We start from the raw sequence: 17,036 nt of genomic DNA on the forward strand, positions 1-17,036 counted from the left end.
GGGTGGGGTCGGAGTCGGGGGTCAGCCGTCGCCCGAGCCCGCGTCCGCGTCGGGGCCCCGGCCCGGGCCCCGGCCCCGGTCGTGCCAGCGTGGGTCGTGCTCCCACTCCGAGGTACGCTCCCGTGCCGTCTCCAACGCGCGTTCGGCCTCCTCGCGGCTGGCGTACGGGCCCATCCGGTTCTTGCCCGGGGACTGCGGGCCCTCCTCCACCGTGCCGTTGTCCACGTTGAAGAACCACTCACCGGGCCTGCCGACCGTCTTGCGCTTGAACAAAGCCATGGCTCCATCGTCGCGCACGGGAGGGCCTGATCTCAGTGGACAGGCCCGATTAGACTCGCGGACATGTCTGGCCAGTCACTCCTCGTCCCCGGCAAGCTCTCCCCGCCCCGCGGGGTCCCCGCCTCGATCCCGCGCCCCGAGTACGTCGGCAAGCCCGCACCCACCCCGTACGACGGGCCGGAGGTGCAGGACGCCGAGACGATCGAGAAGATGCGCGTCGCCGGACGGATCGCGGCGCGCGCCATGGAAGAAGCCGCCAAGCACATCGCCCCGGGCGTCACCACGGACAAACTGGACGAAGTGGCGCACCAGTACATGATCGACCACGGTGCCTACCCCTCCACGCTGGGCTACCGCTCCTTTCCCAAGTCGCTGTGCACCTCGGTCAACGAGGTGATCTGCCACGGCATCCCCGACTCCACCGTGCTGCGCGACGGCGACATCGTGAACCTGGACGTGACCGCCTACCTGGACGGCGTCCACGGCGACAACAACGCCACCTACCTGTGCGGCGAGGTCGACGAGGAGTCCCGCGCGCTGGTCGAACGGACGCGGGAGTCGCTGAACCGCGCGATCAAGGCCGTCAAGCCCGGCCGCCAGCTCAACATCATCGGCCGCGTCATCGAGTCGTACGCCAAGCGCTTCGGCTACGGCGTCGTCCGCGACTTCACCGGGCACGGCATCAACAGCTCCTTCCACTCCGGGCTGATCGTCCCGCACTACGACGACCCCCGCGCGACGACGGTCATGCGCCCCGGCATGACCTTCACCATCGAGCCGATGCTGACGCTGGGCACCCACGAGTGGGACATGTGGGAGGACGGCTGGACGGTCGTCACCAAGGACCGCAGGCGCACCGCGCAGTTCGAGCACACGCTGGTCGTCACGGAGACGGGCGCGGACATCCTGACGCTCCCGTAGGGAGCGCGCCCCAGCGCATTCCCACCGGGCCCGCGGGGTACGGGTTTCCCGACAGGGTGTCGGCAACTGCTTGACTTAGGTAAGCCTAAATAGCAGGATCGCTCCCTGTCGGAGCACCCATGCCCGACGCCGTCCACCCACGGGAGCCAGCTGTGTCCTCCGCCTCCTCGCCCGCGACGGACTTCTCCACCCTCATCCGCACCGCCTCCCAGCAACTGCACACCGAAGCCAACAGCTCGACCTTCATGAGCGACATGCTCGGCGGCAGACTCGGCGTGGCCGCGTACACCCGCTACACCGAACAGCTCTGGCACATCTACGGCGCGCTGGAAGGCGCTGCCCCCGCGCTGGCCGACGACCCGGTCGCCGGGCCCTTCGTACGCGACGAACTCCTCCGGCTGCCCGCGCTCGAACGCGACCTGACCCACCTGCACGGTGGCGACACGGCCTGGCGCCAGGCCGTGTCGCCCCTGCCCGCCACCGCCGCCTACGCCGAGCGCATCGCCCAGGTCGCCCGCGAGTGGCCCGGCGGCTACGTCGCCCACCACTACACCCGCTACCTCGGCGACCTCTCCGGCGGCCAGGTCGTCCGCGCCACCGCCGAGAAGACCTGGGGCTTCGCCCACAAGGGCGACGGCGTCCGCTTCTACGTCTTCGACGCCATCGACAACCCCGCCGCGTTCAAACGCGGATACCGCGCACTACTGGACGCACTCCCCTGCGACGAGTTGGAGCAGCACCGCATCGTGGAAGAGTGCAAGCACGCGTTCGCCCTCAACATGGCCGTCTTCCGCGAACTCGACACCAGCTTCAACCGACTGAGCGCCTGAGCCCCCACCGCCGCCGGAGGGCTGCCCCACTCACCGCGCGGTGCAGCCCTCCTTCTCCCCCTCGCACGGGCGAACGCCCTATGCGGCATCGCAGCCTTCCTTCTTCTGCCGTGGCACGAACTCCTTCATGAAGTTCACCATGGCGTCGCGTCGCTCTTGGACGCTTCCGATGCTCTTGTTCTCGAGGGTGAGAGAAAGAACGAGCCAACCCGCTCGCCGTTTCTCGCATTTCGCAGCCATCAGAACGCGGTTGTCACTCAGCGCACCCCAGCCGGAGAAAGGAACATCCTCAAGCACCTTGTCATGGGCTGCCCGTTCGGGACCTTCGTCGCCCACGTTGTCCTGCTCCGGGCGGTCGTGCTTCTGCCAACTGTCCACGGTGAACGCTTTTTCACCATCCACACGCACGACGCACAGGTACTGCGGGCCCGACTCCGAACTGTGAGCTTTCTGCTGCACTTCGTCGCCGTCCGGAAACAATGGCTCCACCACGCCCTTGGGCATCCGCACCCCGCAGATCTCCTTCGGCACGGCATAGTCCCTACCGCTCGAACACCCACTGAGCGAGACAAGAACAAGGGCGACAACGGCCGCCATCCGACACCGACCCATGCTCACCCGTCACCCCACCGCGAATGAGCGTTTGATTTGCTGGCATTCGCGGCTTTGTCGATCTTGTCCCACGCCCCATGCTCCTCGGAGAATTCCGTCCGCCCCTCTGCCCAGCCCCGGTGGGCGTCGTACCATTCGTTCTTGAGTGCGACCAGGCGCTTCCCCTGCCCCTCGGCAACCTTTTGGTTCTCTTCCATCGCATCAGCCTCGATCTGAGCGTTCTCGTCTTCGACCATCCACTTGCTCAAGCCGAATAGCGCGTTCGCAGTGACACCGGGAAGTTTCGAAGGCAAGAAGAGTGCACCGGTAGCAGTAGCGAGGTACCCTCCCGTTCCCGTGGTCCCCCAGCCCGCAGCTTTGAGATCCTCACCCTTCTGGTCTCCGATTGCCTGGTAGCGCGCCTCCTCCAGAAATCCGACGGTGCGTCCAGCGCGATTCAGACTGTCCTCCGGGGGTGCGTCCGAGTGGATATCATTGACTATCGCCGCGTTCATGGACCCGTTCAACACTCGGTAGCTCTCCGGGTCTCGGGAAATCTGCTTGGTTACCTCCAAGAGGTGGTCAGGGTTGAGTTCCCACTCTTCCGGTGACCCACTCATGGTCATGTGGGAGGCATGGCCGTGGTTACCCAGCAATTTGGCCATGTCGTCGCGGAGTTCGGCCGGCATCTCGTCCTTCTGGCTTGCCAGCCGGTCCAGGGCCTTGTCGAACACGTCGTTGTGCGCGGAGGTGTGCTTGACGTACTCGGCGGCCTGGTCGTCGGGGTTCATGCCGCTGCCGGCGGCGAACAGCGCGTCGCCGAGCGCCTCGCGGGAGGGGAGCTTGACGCCGTCGTCGGGGCCTGTGCTGTCGGGCTGTTCCTCGTCGAACCAGACGCGGCCCCCATGGTCTGGGTCCTTGAGGAAGTAGTCGGCCTTGTCGGGGTCGTTGAAGACGGTGGTCGCCGCGTCCGGGTTGTGGCTGAGCGCCTTGAGATAGCCGGTCATGGGGTCGGCGCCGGTGGACTTGTCGCCGGGGTCGAGGTCGGTGCCCATACCGACGAGGCCCCACGCGGAGGGCGCGTCCCGCTTGCCGCGCTCGAACTTGTACATGGCGTCGCCGTACTTGTCGAGGAAGCCGTCGTCGAACTTGCCCTTGCCCATGAGGCTGCTCATGATCTGGAAGCCGTAGGGCTTGGCCATGATGCCCTCGTGCCCGAACTGCTTGGTCCCGGCGTGGATGATGTCGTTCTCCCACTTGGCCATCGCCGGGGTGTCGACCCGGGTGGCGTTGGCCAGGCTCATGCTCAGGTTGCCCTGGATGTGGTCGAGCAGCTTGGCGCGGTCGCCTGTGGGGGTGTCGCCGTGGCCGGGGTCGACCAGGTCACGCCAGAACTGGAGGGTGCCTTCGGCGCCCATGCCGGTGGCGAAGTTCTCGGTGAAGGCGGGGTTGTCGCGCTGGTCGCGGAGCGTCTTGTTGAACTTCTCCAGTTCCTTCTCGTCGAGCTCCCACACCTTGACGTCGCCGTCCTTGAGGCGCTTCGTCCAGTACTGGGCGTCGACCTTGCCCTGCCTGCGGTTGGCCTTCTTGAGGGAGTTGGCCGCGGCTCCGGAGAAGTCGTACTTGCGTTTGGCCATGGCGCGCAGCTCGCGGGCGGCCACGCGGTTGCTCTCCGCGGCTTCCCACAGCACCCGCTTGACGCGCTTTTCGGCCGCGTCGAGTACGGCCTGGGTGGGGGGTTTGATGTCCGCGTCGCCCAAGGCGGCGCCGGAGGGCACCGAGCCCTTCACCGTGCTGTTGTCGTTGACGTAGACGTTGTCCTTGGCGACGTCGTCGACGACGGCCTCCAGGTCCAGCTTGTGCTGCTTGAAGGCGTTGCGGGCGGTCCTGAGGATGCCGAGGACGTCTTCGGCCTCCCCGAGCAGTTCCGAGAACTGGGTGGCGGTCTTGGTGACGAACTCCCTGGTGACCGTGGCGTTCTTTCCGGCCCAGGTGGCCTTGGCCGCGGCGGAGCTGAGGCCGGTGGCGGTCACCCCGGCGCCCTTTCCGTCCGCGCCGCCTTTGCCGCCCGCACCGCCGCCCTTCCCGCCCTCACCTGTGGCGAGGGTGCGCAGCCGCTCGACCGTCTCCGTCCAGTCGGTGATCGCGGTGTTCAGCTTGCCCAGCCGCAGGTCGCGCAGCTCCGCCACTGTCGGTATGTGCATGGCGCCCATCGCTCCCCCTACTTGTCGTACTTGAGGTACTCGTCGAGTTTCGCGATTGAGGACATCTTGGCGGTGATGCGGTCCTCGTCCTTGGCGTGGGCGCCTCGCGAGTAGTCGAGGTGGTTGGAGATCTGGCCGCAGGCGTCCCCCAGCGTCTTGAGCTTGGTGTCCCAGGAGTCGCACGCCTCGCTCAGTGCGGTGCCCATGTCGAAGCCGTCGTCGGCCAGCGAGCCGGCGGCCTCGTAGCTGGCGAAGCGCGCGTGCTTGCCGTCGACACCGAGCTGGTGCCGCAGGTCGTACGCCATGTTGCCGAGCTTGCCCAGCTCGTCGTCGTGGACGACCAGGTCGGACGCGCCGCCGCTGCCGCCCGAGCCGCCCGGCGCCGGGCGCCCGGCGAGCTGCATGCGGGCGTCGCCGTCGGCGGCGACGTTCGCCTTGGCCTGCTCCCACTCCTCAAAAGCCACTGTTGCCTCCCCCGTTACTTTCCCACTACCAACAAGATCCGTCTCAACTTAGGGAGACACACTGCGGGGTGCAACGGTTCTGCTCCTCGGGACCGTGCCACCGCCACCGTGCCGGGTCACGAAAACCCTTTGCCGTCGCTGGTGCACCGGAGCGCACAATGGGTGACCGGAGCGCCGCCGACTGCGGCGGCGCCTCGCGGGTTCACGTGAGCGTTTGCTCGTTTGCTCGTTTGCGGGGAGCTCGCGCTGGGAGTCAGAGAGCGTTTTCGGGGGAGTTGGTCGGTCATGAGTCACGTCGAGATGCCCGGGGCGCGGGTGCCGATCCGGATGTGGGCGGACCCGGCGTCCGTGGAGGACGCGGCCCTGCGGCAGTTGCAGAACGTCGCGACCCTGCCCTGGATCAAGGGGCTCGCGGTGATGCCGGACGTGCACTACGGGAAGGGCGCCACGGTCGGGTCCGTCATCGCGATGCACGGGGCGGTCTGCCCGGCGGCGGTGGGGGTCGACATCGGGTGCGGCATGTCCGCCGTGCGGACGTCGCTGACGGCGAACGACCTGCCCGGTGACCTCTCGCGGCTGCGCTCGCGGGTCGAGCAGGCCATTCCGGTCGGCCGCGGGATGCACGACGATCCGGTGGATCCCGGCCGCGTCCACGGGCTGCCGACCACGGGATGGGAGGACTTCTGGGCGCGCTTCGGCGGCGTGGCCGAGTCCGTACGGTTCCGGCAGGAGCGCGCCACCAAGCAGATGGGCACGCTCGGCGGGGGCAACCACTTCATCGAGGTCTGCCTCGACACCGAGGACCAGGTGTGGCTGATGCTGCACTCCGGTTCGCGGAACATCGGCAAGGAGCTCGCGGACTACCACATCGGGGTGGCCCAGAAGCTGCCGCACAACCAGGACCTGGTCGACCGCGACCTGGCGGTCTTCGTCGCGGACACCCCGCAGATGGGGGCCTACCGGCACGACCTGTTCTGGGCGCAGGAGTACGCCAAGCACAACCGTGCGCTGATGATGGGCCTGCTCAAGGACGTCGTGCGCAAGGAGTTCAAGAAGGCGAAGCCTCTCTTCGACGAGACGATCTCCTGCCACCACAACTACGTGGCCGAGGAGCGCTACGACGGTATGGACCTCCTCGTCACCCGCAAGGGCGCCATCCGTGCGGGCGGCGGCGAGTACGGGATCATCCCCGGCTCCATGGGCACCGGCTCCTACATCGTCAAGGGCCTGGGGAACGCGGCGTCGTTCAACTCGGCCTCGCACGGTGCCGGTCGGCGCATGAGCAGGAACGCGGCCAAGCGCCGCTTTTCCGAGCAGGACCTGGCGGAGCAGACCCGGGGCGTCGAGTGCCGCAAGGACGCGGGGGTCGTGGACGAGATCCCCGGCGCGTACAAGCCGATCGAGCGCGTCATCGACCAGCAGCGCGACCTGGTGGAGGTCGTCGCCAAGCTGAAGCAGGTCGTGTGCGTGAAGGGATGACGCGGGGCCGCCCCGCGTCGGCCGGGGGCCCGCACCCTCCTCCAGAACGTCACCTCCTGAGGGGGTGACGCTCTGGAGGGGACAGGGGCCTGCCGGACCAGAAGATGTGGCGCATTGACCGCACGGGCGACTACGGCGCCTCCAGGACGCCCCCCACGGCCGGATCGACCTCGCCCGCATCGACTCGGCGACGCCCTCGCCCACTACGGACGGATCGCCAAGCCCCTGCACCTCCTGCGCTTGGCCGACGAGCCCGGCTACCGACACCAGGAGCCACGTCCAGAGCCGTCCCGGCCGTCGTCTTCCTGCCCACGGTGCCCGCGCTCGTCGACAGAACCAGGGCAAGGCCAGTGGGACATCCTCGCTACGACTTGACCTTACCCTCAAGGACAAGGTTTAGCGTTCTTCGAGGTGACAGGCATGCAGATCAGCGAGCTGGCCCGCCGGGCCGGCGTGACGACGAAAGCGGTGCGCTACTACGAGTCGCTGGGGCTGCTCACGCCCGCGCGGCTGCCCAACGGCTACCGGGACTACGACGAGCACGACGTACGACTCACGCAGGAGATCCGGGCGCTCGGCAGTCTCGGGATTCCCGTTGACCGCACCCGCCCGTTCCTGGAGTGCCTCACGGCCGGCCATCGGCACGCCGACGACTGTCCGGCCTCGCTGGCCGGATACCGGGAGGCGATCGGCGAGCTCACCCAGCGGATCGAAGGGCTCACCGCCCGTCGGGCGGTGCTGGTCACGCATCTGCGGCAAGCCGCTCACCGCGGCAGCCGCGTCTCACCGGCCAACGAAGGAGAGAACCTGATGACTGACTACACGAGCCTGCCCGCCGACCTGCCCGTCCCCGAGGACGACGGCGCGGCTGCTCATCTGCCCGGCATGAAGGTGCCGCACCTGGATCTCCAGGGCACCGGCGGCACGTCCGTCCGACTCGACGCGCTCGGGGCGGGCCGCACGGTGATCTACCTCTACCCGCTCACCGGACGCCCGGGCGTCGACTTGCCCGACGGCTGGGACTCCATCCCCGGGGCGCGCGGCTGCACCCCCGAGGCGTGCGGCTTCCGCGACCACTACCAGGACCTCCTCGCCGCCGGAGCGGACGGGGTGTTCGGCCTCTCCAGCCAGGACCCCGACTACCAGCGCGAGTTCGCCGAGCGGCTCCACCTGCCGTTCGAGATGCTCTCCGACCCCGCACGGAACCTGGCACAACAGCTCGACCTGCCCACCTTCGAGACCACCAGCGGGCTGACGCTCTACAAGCGGCTGACCCTGATCATCCACGACGGCGTGATCGAGCACGTCTTCTATCCGATCTTCCCCCCGAGCGAGCACGCCGACCAGGTCCTGACCTGGCTGAAGGACAACCCCCTGTAGAGGCCGGCGTTCAGCGCCTGCACACGTCGCGGGGGCTGACGACCTTGCCCGGCTCCGGGCGTCGGTGAGTGACGAACACCGGCCCGCGGGTGCGGCCTTTCAGCAGCCGCGCCAGAAGCCGAGCCACGACAGCACCCCCGCCCGGCGAGAGTTCCACGTGTTTTTACCGCCGCGGCGCCCCCAGAGCAGTTCCAGGACCTCGCCGCTCTCGTCGTCGGCGGCCGACGCCAGCGGCCGGGCCACCCATGGGACGACTTGGGACCGGCCCTATGACCGACGCCCCGTCAGCCGCCCAGCCAGGGCCGGCGAACGCTTAGCGCACGATCTGACACGGAGGTTCCTCAGGCCCCGGCAGCACCCGGCGAGGAGGCGCTGCGAGTGCGCCACCGCCAAGGGCGGCAACCCGCGGGAAGGGGGTGACCCGCCGAGGAGGACAGCCCGCCAACGAGGGCGGTCCGCCAGGGGCACCTGCCGAGGGGGCAAGCCACCATGGGGACGACCTGCCACGGGGTCCGGCCGGGGCCGGACCCCTCAGGCGGCTGCCCGCGTCATGGCGGCTGCCTGGCGCAGTGCGTCGCGCAGCCGGTCGCGGGCTTCGGTGTGGGCGGCGATACGGGCTTCCAGGACGGCGAGCCGTTCCTCGACCACGCGCAGCGCCTCCGGGGAGGGCTCCCCCGCGGTGACGTCGCCGTCCAGGCAGGCGGCGAAGAAGCCGACGTCCTGAAGGGTCAGCCCGGCGTCGAGGAGGTAACGGATGTTGCGGACGCGCACTTCGGCGGACGTGGGGTAGAGGCGATATCCGTTGGCGGCACGCTCCGAGGTGAGGAGACCGGCCTGCTCGTAGTGGCGCAGTGCCCGCGCCGTGGTCCCCGTCCGCCGTGCCAGTTCGCCGATGCGCACCGTGGCAGCCCCTCCGTCAGGCCCAGTGGAACGTACGGAGGACAGTGATACCACGGGCCTCACGCCACCACCGCGCCGCCGTCCACGGGCAGCACGATCCCGGTGATGAACGAGGCTGCGGACGCGGCCAGTTGGACGAGCACGGCGGCGACCTCCTCGGATCTGCCGACGCGGCCGAGCGGGGTGTGGTCGATCTGCCACTTCCTGATGGCCGCCCGTTGCTCCGGGTCGAGGCCGCGGTGGTCGCCGATGGGGGTGTCGATAGCGCCCGGGGCGACGGCGGCGACGCGGATGCCGTCCGCTGCCAGGTCCACCGCCCAGCCTCGGGTGAGCACTTCGAGAGCGCCCTTCGTCGCGGCGTAGAGGGAGTTGCCCGGCCAGGCGCGCTGCCCGAGAGCGGTGCTGACGTTGAGGATCACGCCGCCCGACGGTGCCGTCCGCAGCGCGGGCAGTGCCGCCTGTGTCACCAGGACGGGGGCGGTGAGGTTGGTGGCGAGCTGCCGTTCCATCCCGGCGGGGGTGTAGTCGCCCAGGCTCTCGTTGGTGACCACGGCAGCGTTGTTGACCAGCACGTCGAGCCGGCCTGTCGCCTGGAGGGCCGCCTCCACGATGCGGTCCGGTGCGTGCTCGGCGGTGATGTCCGCGGGGACGGGCGTGATCGCGCCGGACCCCGGCTCGGCGGCCGTCTCGTGCAGCGGCTCCTCCCGGCGTCCCACGGCGATGACGTGGGAGCCGGTGGCGGCGAACGCGCGGGCGGTGGCCCGCCCTATACCGGTTCCTGCGCCGGTGACGACGACGGTGCGCGGGCCGTCGCCGGGACGGGAGGCGGTGGGTCCGGGGGCGGKGKATCCGGGGCGATAAGACTCGCTTCAGCGCCACCCGTGCTCGTGCCCGGCCGCGGGCCCCGGACCCATGAAGGAGCGAACCCGGTGGGAGGGGGTTGGCACGGGACGGGATTACGCCGAGGCGTCCGTCAGTAGGCGGAGTTCGTCGTGGGTGAGTTGGAGGTCGGCCACGGCCATGAGGGCGGGGAGTTGGTCGACGGTGCGGGCGCTGGCGATGGGGGAGGTGACGGTGGGCTGGGCGGCGAGCCATGCGAGGGCGACGGTGGCCTCGGGGGCCTGGTGTGCGCTCGCGACCGTGGAGAGGGCGGCCAGGACGCGCTGGCCGCGCTCGGTGGCCAGGAGTTTGGCCGCCTGGCCGGACCTGGCGCCCTCAGGCGGCTGCTCGCCGGGCTGGTACTTGCCGGTGAGGAAGCCGGCAGCCAGCGCGTAGTACGGGAGCACGGCCAGGGACTCGCGTCGGGCGAGGGTTTCGAGCTCTCCCTCGTACGTGTCGCGGGAGACCAGGTTGTAGTGCGGCTGGAGGGCGACGTACCGGGCGGTGCCTTCGCGGTCGCTGAAGGCGAGGGAGGCGGCCAGGCGTTCGGCGGAGATGTTCGAGGCCGCGATCTCGCGGACCTTGCCCGCCTTGACCAGGTCGTCCAGCGCCTGGACGATCGCGGAGACCTCGACCGACTCGTCGTCGAAGTGCGTGTAGTACAGGTCGATGTGGTCGGTCTGCAGGCGGCGCAGCGAGTCCTCACAGGCGGCCTTGATGTTCTGTGGGGCCAGGCCCATGCGGTCGGGGTGCCGGGCGACCTTGGTGGCGATGACGACGTTGTCGCGGACCGCAGGGCCGCGCGCCGCGAGCCACTGGCCGATCACCGTCTCGGACTCGCCCCCCGAGTTGCCCTCCACCCAGGCCGAGTACCCGTCGGCGGTGTCGATGTGGTTGCCGCCGCCGTCGGTGTAGGCGTCCAGCACGGCGAAGGACGTGTCCTTGTCAGCGGTCCAGCCGAAGACGTTGCCGCCCAGTGCGAGCGGTGCGACGGACAGCTGGCCGATCCTTTTGCTGGCGTTCGTCTGCATGCCGCGACCGTAGCGCGCCGCTTCACTCCGGTCCGGGCACAGCGCGCGAAACTCCCCCTCGCGGACCGTGTCCTGAGGCCGTGCGGGCGCCCGCACGAGCCGCTGGGAGCTGGGGGTACGTGAGGACGCCTGCCGCACACGTCGCCGTGAGCTTCCGCAGACGTCGCCGTGAGCTTCCGCAGACGTCGCCGTGGGGCTGCCGCAAACGCCCCACAGCGACGCGTGAAGCCCCGCGAGCACGTAGCCCGCCGTCAGGGACGTGTGAGGCCCCGCAGGCTCTCAGGACGCCCCTCACGGCGTGGTGGGGCCCATCGTCAGGAGGGGCCCACAGACAGGAGCGGCCCCGCCCTCAGGGACGCCCCACCCTCAGGAACGTGCTGCCCTCAGGGGCGCGTCAGACCTTGACGCCCTTGTCGCGTAGCCACGTCAACGGGTCCACCGGGGCGCCGCCGTCGGGGCGGACCTCGACGTGCAGGTGCGGTCCGGAGGAGTTGCCGGTGGAGCCGACGCGTCCGATGACGTCACCGGTGCTCACCTTGTCGCCCGCCGACTTGGTCATGGACGAGAGGTGGCAGAACCAGAGTTCTGTGCCGTCGTCCAGTTCCAGGACGACACGGTAGCCGTACGAGCCGGCCCAGCCGGCCTCCTTGACGGTGCCGGTGTGGATCGCCTTGACAGGGGTGCCGTTGGGAGCGGCGAAGTCCTGTCCGGTGTGGTCGTTCTGCCATCTGCCGCCGGACTGGCCGAAACCGGCGCTGAGCTGGTAGGAGGCGACGGGGGCCACATAGCTGCGGGCGAGCTTGGCCCGGCGTTCGGCCGCTGCCTTGGCCTTCGCCTCCTCGGCGGCTTCGGCGGCCTTCGCCGCTGCCGCCTCGCGTCGGCGTTCTTCCTGCGCCTCGGTTCGCGCGCGCTCCTCGGCGGCTGCCCGCTTCGCTGCCTCTTGGGCGGCGGCGCTCGCCGCCTGGCGCGCCGCGTCCTCGCGGGCCTGTGCGTCCGTCGCGGCGTGGTGCCGTTCGGCCTGCGCGAGGATGCGGGCCCGCAGTGCCTCGCCGGCGCTGCCGCCGCCCGTGTCCGCCGCGTCCACGGCGTCGGCTCCGTGTGCCGCCTGGACGCCGTCCGGTACCTCGGTGCCGTCCGTGCCGTCGGAGACGAACGCTCCTAGGCCGGGTATGTCCTCGGCGTCGGGCAGGTGATCGGTCAGGTCCCGGGCGGTGTCTGCGGCAGCACCGATGTCGGGCACGGATATGGAGCCGGGGTCCTTGTCGTGTGCCGTGGCCATGCCGCCCGCGCCGACGGCGGCGATCATGCCGACGCCGAGGACGGCCCCGCCGCGTGCCACACCGCCTGTCCGCTGCCGGGCGACCCGGTGTTTGCCGCGCAGTGAGCGGGTGGCCTCCTCGGTGGGGTTCCAGTCCTCCCACGGTCCGTCGCCGCCGGAGGGCTCGTCCGCCCCGGCCCTGGACTCGCCGTTCGGACGCGGAGCGCCCTGCGGGTCGTGCGAGAAGCCCTGCGGGTCGTGCGAGAGACCCTGCGGGCCGCCGCCGTACGGAGACGGGCCGCCGCCGTACTGCTGCGGACCGCCATCGCTCCGGAGCGGGCCACCGTACGGGAGCGCGCCGCCGTACGGCTGCGGGCCGCCGTGCGGGAGCGCGCCACCGTGCGGGAGCGGGCCGCCGTAGGGGGCCGACGCGGGGGTGGGAGCGGGGGAGCCGACGGTACCGGGCTGCGGGTCGTACCCGACGGCCTCGGGGGCGGGGCCCTGGGATGTGGACGCCACGGGGGGCGCTCTCCTTTCCTTCCTTCTCGCCTACCGGGTTAGCTGACGGGTTCGGAGCAGGAAGGTCTCCTACGGGCATCCCGTGCGGGGCGCCCGATTCACCCCGGTCCTTCCCGACATGCTGACGAGAAGGGGTGGTTCCCCGGTTCCCGCGGGGCCTGGCCGGCGAGTTGGGCCGGCTGGTGCTCCGTGTGCGGGATTCGGCGTCGGCGCACGGTGCCGTCTTTCGTGACGACAGTGACGACCGTGCCGCGTTATCGGACGGTAATAGAACAGCACCCGTGTTTCCAAGCCGTTCCCCACAATTGCCCTCCCCCTGCCGGGGGGCGGACGGCAGACAGCGGGCGGCGATGCGGTCGCAGGGTCACGCACTCCGTCGGGTCTCGTGGGCGACGGCCAGCAGCGCCATGTCGTCGCTCGACTCGCCGCCCGTGTGGTCGGCGACGTCGATGAGGACGGTCTCCAGCAGTTCCTCCGGGTCGGCGAAGTAGCTGCGGGACAGCCGTCCGGCGGGGTCGTAGAAGACACCGTCGGCGTTGCGTGCCTCGGAGAGCCCGTCGGTGTAGAGGAGAAGTTGGCTGCCCGGAGGGAAGGGCACCTCGTCGATCTCGTCGGGCCACACGCCCAGCTCCGTCATGCCGAGTGGGAGCGCGGGTTCGTCCGGCTCCAGGAGGGTCGTGCGGCCGTGGCGGAGCAGGACGGGGCCGGGGTGGCCGCGGTTGACGAGGCGCAGTACGGGGCCTTCGGCGGCGCCCTGCGGTGCTGCCCCACGTGGCGTACCGGGGCCGTCCGGATGGGTGGGGATCTCGGCCAGGACCGCGGTCGTGAAGCCCTCGAACCGCGCGGTGCCGAGCTGCCGCCGTCCTTCCCGCTGGAGGGCGCGGTCGAGGCGGGCCGCGACGTCGGCGAGTGTTTCTTCCTGTTCGGCCGCCTCACGGAACGCGCCCACCACGATGACCACGGCCTCGACCGCGCCGAGGCCTTTGCCGCGTACGTCTCCGAGGAGCAGCCGTACGCCGTACGGGGTCTCCTCGACGGCGTAGAAGTCACCACCGATGCGGGCGTCCGTCTGTGCGGCGCGGTACCGGGTGGCGAACACCAGACCGCCCGCGCGGGTGGGCGGAGTGGGCAGAACCGCGAGCTGTACGGCCTCGGCGACGACACGGGCCGAGGCCAGCTGCTCGCCGCTGCGGCGCAGCACGTAGTTGACGCCCACGGCGAGCGCGGAGACGGTCACAATGGTGATGGACCGGGCTTCGGGTTCGATGTCGGGCCCCGCCTCGTCGTGCAGCCAGGTCAGCAGGACGACGGCACCCGAGGAGCCGACACCGGCGATGACGGTGCCGCGGAAGGACAGCAGGGCGGCTGCCGCCAGTGGTGTGGCCGCGAAAGGCGCCGAGACCGTCACGTTCGGCGGCGTCGCCAGTTCCAGGACGAGGCCCAGGGCGAACAGAGCGGCGGGGAGCAGCCGCGCCAAGCGCCGCAGCCGCCCCACGCTGTCCGCGTACCCGTCCCTCGGCTCCGCCTCGCCCTCCCCCCGGGTCGGGCTCCGGCCCGTTCGTCGGCTCCGGCTCGCCGGTCGGCCTGTCCGTCTCTCCTGCACGCTCTCAATCTGGCCCGCCTGCGCACGCCGGGCCACTCGGGCGTGGTCGGGTCGGGGGTACGGGACCGTGCGACCGGACCGGCCGGAAACGGCCTGCGGCGGGTGGCCGCGCCGATTGGCACGCGGGCAGGCCACCGGACAGGACGGACGGCGCCCGGCACCCTCCCGTGGAGCCGGGCGCCGCCGTCGGCGAGGGGCGTTCCTCCGGTCCCGGACGCGGCGTCGTCCCGTGGTCAGGGGAACGCTCCGCCGTCCGTCCGACGGCCCGCCCGTGCGGCTGACCGCAGCGGTCAGCCCGTCGGCGACCGCCCGCAGCGGTCACCCCGTGCGGCAGGTGCGGTCAGCCGCCCGTGCCCGGGGCCAGCGGTCCGATCTTCGGGACGGAAGCCGTCCCGCTCTTGGTGACCTCGCCGCCCGACCACGGCGCGGTGAGGGAAGCGTGCTCGTCGGGCGGGGTGACCTTCGCCGCGGAAGGCTTCACCGTCGGTACGCCGGTCATCTCCGGGTTGGAGTAGGAGAGCGGCGCCCACGCGCTCTTCCCGGGCGCCAGCGTGACCGTACGCACCTGGCCGCCGGTCCGGTTCGGATCGATGGAGATCTCCTCGCCCGCACTGTTGACGAAGGCCAGGCCGGGGTAGCCGCGCACGGTGCAGGTGGCGTCCGACTTGTTCGTGAACACAAGGGAGTAGTTCTGCTGGCCCGCGCCCGGGTGGTTCGGACCGAACGACGCCCGCAGGTCCCCGGTGGCGCAGCGGGAGCCGGAACCCGAGCCCGAGTGTGTCCCGCCTGCGCTCGAGTCCCCGCCTGCCGTACCCGACGAAGAGGACCCGGACGAGTCGGACGAACCCGATGAACCCTTCGCACCGGAATCGGACCCGCCGGAGCCGCCCTTCGAGGCACCGTCCGTGTCGCCCTTGCCGCTGTCCCCCTGGTCGCCTCCCTTGCCGTCACCTTCCTTGCCCTTGTCGGAGTCGCCTCCGGCCGGCGCCGCCTCGCCGCTGACCTTCTTCGGCGCCCCGTCCTCCGCGTCCTGGTCTCCGCCGCCACACCCCACCAGCAGTGCCCCAGCAGCCAGCACCGCCGTCGCTCCGGCCGCGACGCGGGCCGCTCGGCTCCGGGGGCGGTGTCCGGCGCCCCCCGAAACGGAGGCCGTCCCCGTCGTCTCGTGCACGACCCGTTCGCCTGTCACGTGTTGGCGCTGTGTCATGGCTGCCGTCACTCCCTGGTCACGCGTCTCGCGGTCGTTCGGCCGCCCGGGATGCCGTCCGGCCCTCACCAGCGTGCACCCCGAGCTCCTGCGCCGTACACACCGTTCGATGGCCGGCTCCGCGAGAAAGTTCACGGTCGCGGGGAAATTTTTTCGCCCCGGGTCCACTCGCCGGACACGGGCGGGACAGCAGGGGCACGCGTGGGCATTTCCGGCTGCCCTCGGCCGGGCGCCACCGTGCCCGACCGGGCAGCCTCACCCGACCGCAATCGGCCGTGGCCGGCCGCGCACAGCACGTACAGCCGCGCACCGCGCCGTACAGCCGCGCACAGCCGCGCACAGCCGCGTGCAGCACCGCGACGTACGGCCCGCGTACAGCCGCGCACAGCCCGCGTTCAGTTGTCCGACGAGCCGCTCACCTTCAGGCTGTCCAGCACCTTGTCCGTCCTGGCCACGCAGTCCTCGCCGCAGCGGATCTGCACGTACACCGGCGGCTTGCCCTTGTGCCGGGGGGTCAGGCTGATCTCCTCCAGCGATATGCCCGAGGAGGCGCAGGAGGACCAGGTACGGATGCGCCCCTGCCAGTCCTCGCCCTTGTAGGTGCGGCTCGCCGCGTCCTGGCAGGCAGTGCGGTGACTGATCGCTCCGACCTTGTCCGCCAACTCGTCAGCGGACGGCCCGGAATCGGCATTCGCACCGTTCGCGCCGTCCGCGCCGTTCGCGTTGTTGGCGTCTTTGGGGTCGTTGGGGTCTTTGGCGTCGTCCGTACCGTTCTCCTTGCCGCCGCTGTCCCCGCTGCCGCCACCGAGGCCGACGAAGACCCCGCTCGTCTTCGAGGTGAGGTCTTTCCAGCCCTTCACGTCCTCCGCGACGAGCACCCCGGGAGCATGGTCGGCCGGCAGGCCGATCGACGACGGACTCCAGCCGTCACCCGTCACCTCGCTCGCCCAGTCCGCCGGTATTCTCATGCTGATACGTCCACTCGCGTCGTGTACGAGCGTCTCGTCCGGCTTCTTCGGTTCGTCCGGCCTCAACTTCACCGCCGCCACTCCCGCACCGGCCAGCGCCGCGACGGCGACGGTGAGGACGAGGGCCGTACGTCCCCGGCGCCGACGAGCCGTTGGAGGCGAGGCCGACGGCGGCGCCGCACCCGACGGTGGGGCGGCGGCCGAGGAGGGCTCACCGACAGTCGCCGCGTGCGCCTCGGCAACCGTGGAGGCCTCCGATTCCGCCTCCGTCACCGGGGAGATGTAACCCACCCGGGAGCCTCGGGCCGCCGGCGACGCACCGGACGGAACCGCGCCGGACGGGACGGCAGCATCCGCCGGCACCGCGTCCGGCGATGACGCGTCCGGCGGCACCGCGTCCGACGGTGGCGCGGGAGCCGACGCGGAGGCCCAGCTCGGGGAGCCGGGGCCTCCCGGAGAGTCCGCCGATGACACCGGGTCGGCCGAGGAGGCGGGAGCCGCCGACGAAGCGGGGGACCCGGAG

Annotated in this window: 14 protein-coding genes, 2 pseudogenes and 1 riboswitch; of the genes and pseudogenes, 4 read left to right on the forward strand and 12 right to left on the reverse strand. The window is 70.8% G+C overall.

The features are described 5' to 3' along the window. Nucleotides 1-21: 21 nt before the first annotated feature. Entirely contained in the window at nt 22-279 is a 258-nt protein-coding gene (locus AB8Z75_RS18120; RefSeq protein WP_369203219.1) for a hypothetical protein, read from the reverse strand. A gap of 63 nt (nt 280-342) precedes the next feature. On the opposite strand from AB8Z75_RS18120, the gene map reads away from it, so the two are divergent. Further along, complete coding sequence (map, locus tag AB8Z75_RS18125) at nt 343-1,200, forward strand: type I methionyl aminopeptidase (RefSeq protein ID WP_369203221.1); 858 nt, start codon at nt 343-345, stop codon at nt 1,198-1,200. 119 nt (nt 1,201-1,319) lie between these two features. Beyond that, nucleotides 1,320-2,030: a heme oxygenase (biliverdin-producing) gene (locus tag AB8Z75_RS18130; RefSeq protein ID WP_369203223.1), complete on the forward strand. Its 711-nt coding sequence runs from the start codon at nt 1,320-1,322 to the stop codon at nt 2,028-2,030. A gap of 78 nt (nt 2,031-2,108) precedes the next feature. On the opposite strand, the gene AB8Z75_RS18135 is transcribed toward AB8Z75_RS18130, so the two are convergent. The 3 genes from AB8Z75_RS18135 to AB8Z75_RS18145 all read right to left on the reverse strand — a co-directional run bounded on the left by AB8Z75_RS18135 (nt 2,109) and on the right by AB8Z75_RS18145 (nt 5,289). After that, nucleotides 2,109-2,561 (reverse strand): hypothetical protein, encoded by a 453-nt coding sequence (locus AB8Z75_RS18135; RefSeq protein WP_369203225.1) that lies wholly within the window; start codon nt 2,559-2,561, stop codon nt 2,109-2,111. An 83-nt stretch (nt 2,562-2,644) separates the two neighbouring features. Further along, nucleotides 2,645-4,825, reverse strand: coding sequence for a hypothetical protein (locus AB8Z75_RS18140; RefSeq protein ID WP_369203227.1), 2,181 nt, complete (start codon nt 4,823-4,825; stop codon nt 2,645-2,647). A 17-nt stretch (nt 4,826-4,842) separates the two neighbouring features. After that, nucleotides 4,843-5,289, reverse strand: a complete 447-nt coding sequence (locus tag AB8Z75_RS18145; protein WP_369203229.1) for a hypothetical protein — start codon at nt 5,287-5,289, stop codon at nt 4,843-4,845. Between the two features lie 285 nt (nt 5,290-5,574). Between AB8Z75_RS18145 and AB8Z75_RS18150 the strand changes: the two genes are divergently transcribed. Further along, nucleotides 5,575-6,768, forward strand: coding sequence for an RtcB family protein (locus AB8Z75_RS18150; protein WP_369203231.1), 1,194 nt, complete (start codon nt 5,575-5,577; stop codon nt 6,766-6,768). Nucleotides 6,769-7,188: 420 nt separating this feature from the next. Beyond that, nucleotides 7,189-8,148 carry a redoxin family protein gene (locus AB8Z75_RS18155; protein WP_369203233.1) on the forward strand — a complete coding sequence of 320 codons (960 nt, stop codon included), beginning with the start codon at nt 7,189-7,191 and terminating at the stop codon, nt 8,146-8,148. Nucleotides 8,149-8,167: 19 nt separating this feature from the next. On the opposite strand, the pseudogene AB8Z75_RS18160 reads toward AB8Z75_RS18155, so the two are convergent. The 8 genes and pseudogenes from AB8Z75_RS18160 to AB8Z75_RS18195 form a co-directional block, all read right to left on the reverse strand. Beyond that, nucleotides 8,168-8,388, reverse strand: a pseudogene (locus tag AB8Z75_RS18160) (hypothetical protein); the annotation flags it as partial. Nucleotides 8,389-8,679: 291 nt separating this feature from the next. Further along, complete coding sequence (locus AB8Z75_RS18165) at nt 8,680-9,048, reverse strand: MerR family transcriptional regulator (RefSeq protein ID WP_369203235.1); 369 nt, start codon at nt 9,046-9,048, stop codon at nt 8,680-8,682. A gap of 59 nt (nt 9,049-9,107) precedes the next feature. Next, nucleotides 9,108-9,851 (reverse strand): annotated as a pseudogene (locus AB8Z75_RS18170) (SDR family NAD(P)-dependent oxidoreductase); the annotation flags it as partial. A gap of 153 nt (nt 9,852-10,004) precedes the next feature. Further along, on the reverse strand, nt 10,005-10,958 hold the full coding sequence (locus AB8Z75_RS18175) for an aldo/keto reductase (RefSeq protein ID WP_369203237.1): 954 nt from the start codon (nt 10,956-10,958) through the stop codon (nt 10,005-10,007). A 394-nt stretch (nt 10,959-11,352) separates the two neighbouring features. Beyond that, nucleotides 11,353-12,735 (reverse strand): M23 family metallopeptidase, encoded by a 1,383-nt coding sequence (locus AB8Z75_RS18180; RefSeq protein WP_369203239.1) that lies wholly within the window; start codon nt 12,733-12,735, stop codon nt 11,353-11,355. Between the two features lie 12 nt (nt 12,736-12,747). Further along, nucleotides 12,748-12,909: riboswitch (cyclic di-AMP (ydaO/yuaA leader) on the reverse strand. Between the two features lie 190 nt (nt 12,910-13,099). Continuing rightward, nucleotides 13,100-14,230 carry a PP2C family protein-serine/threonine phosphatase gene (locus AB8Z75_RS18185; RefSeq protein ID WP_369203241.1) on the reverse strand — a complete coding sequence of 377 codons (1,131 nt, stop codon included), beginning with the start codon at nt 14,228-14,230 and terminating at the stop codon, nt 13,100-13,102. 448 nt (nt 14,231-14,678) lie between these two features. Then, entirely contained in the window at nt 14,679-15,545 is an 867-nt protein-coding gene (locus AB8Z75_RS18190; RefSeq protein WP_369203243.1) for a DUF4232 domain-containing protein, read from the reverse strand. A gap of 395 nt (nt 15,546-15,940) precedes the next feature. Beyond that, complete coding sequence (locus tag AB8Z75_RS18195; RefSeq protein ID WP_369203245.1) at nt 15,941-16,786, reverse strand: hypothetical protein; 846 nt, start codon at nt 16,784-16,786, stop codon at nt 15,941-15,943. Between the last annotated feature and the right edge of the window lie 250 nt (nt 16,787-17,036).

It is taken from the genome of Streptomyces sp. PU-14G, assembly GCF_041028275.1.
Classification (GTDB): Bacteria; Actinomycetota; Actinomycetes; order Streptomycetales; family Streptomycetaceae; genus Streptomyces.

What these genes read in the sequence shown, in the direction of transcription:
- AB8Z75_RS18120 (WP_369203219.1), bottom strand. Translation starts at nt 279, where the DNA reads ATGGCTTTGTTCAAGCGCAAGACGGTCGGCAGGCCCGGTGAGTGGTTC.
- AB8Z75_RS18190 (WP_369203243.1), bottom strand. Translation starts at nt 15,545, where the DNA reads ATGACACAGCGCCAACACGTGACAGGCGAACGGGTCGTGCACGAGACG.
- AB8Z75_RS18140 (WP_369203227.1), bottom strand. Translation starts at nt 4,825, where the DNA reads ATGCACATACCGACAGTGGCGGAGCTGCGCGACCTGCGGCTGGGCAAG.
- AB8Z75_RS18150 (WP_369203231.1), top strand. Translation starts at nt 5,575, where the DNA reads ATGAGTCACGTCGAGATGCCCGGGGCGCGGGTGCCGATCCGGATGTGG.
- map (WP_369203221.1), top strand. Translation starts at nt 343, where the DNA reads ATGTCTGGCCAGTCACTCCTCGTCCCCGGCAAGCTCTCCCCGCCCCGC.
- AB8Z75_RS18155 (WP_369203233.1), top strand. Translation starts at nt 7,189, where the DNA reads ATGCAGATCAGCGAGCTGGCCCGCCGGGCCGGCGTGACGACGAAAGCG.
- AB8Z75_RS18175 (WP_369203237.1), bottom strand. Translation starts at nt 10,958, where the DNA reads ATGCAGACGAACGCCAGCAAAAGGATCGGCCAGCTGTCCGTCGCACCG.
- AB8Z75_RS18130 (WP_369203223.1), top strand. Translation starts at nt 1,320, where the DNA reads ATGCCCGACGCCGTCCACCCACGGGAGCCAGCTGTGTCCTCCGCCTCC.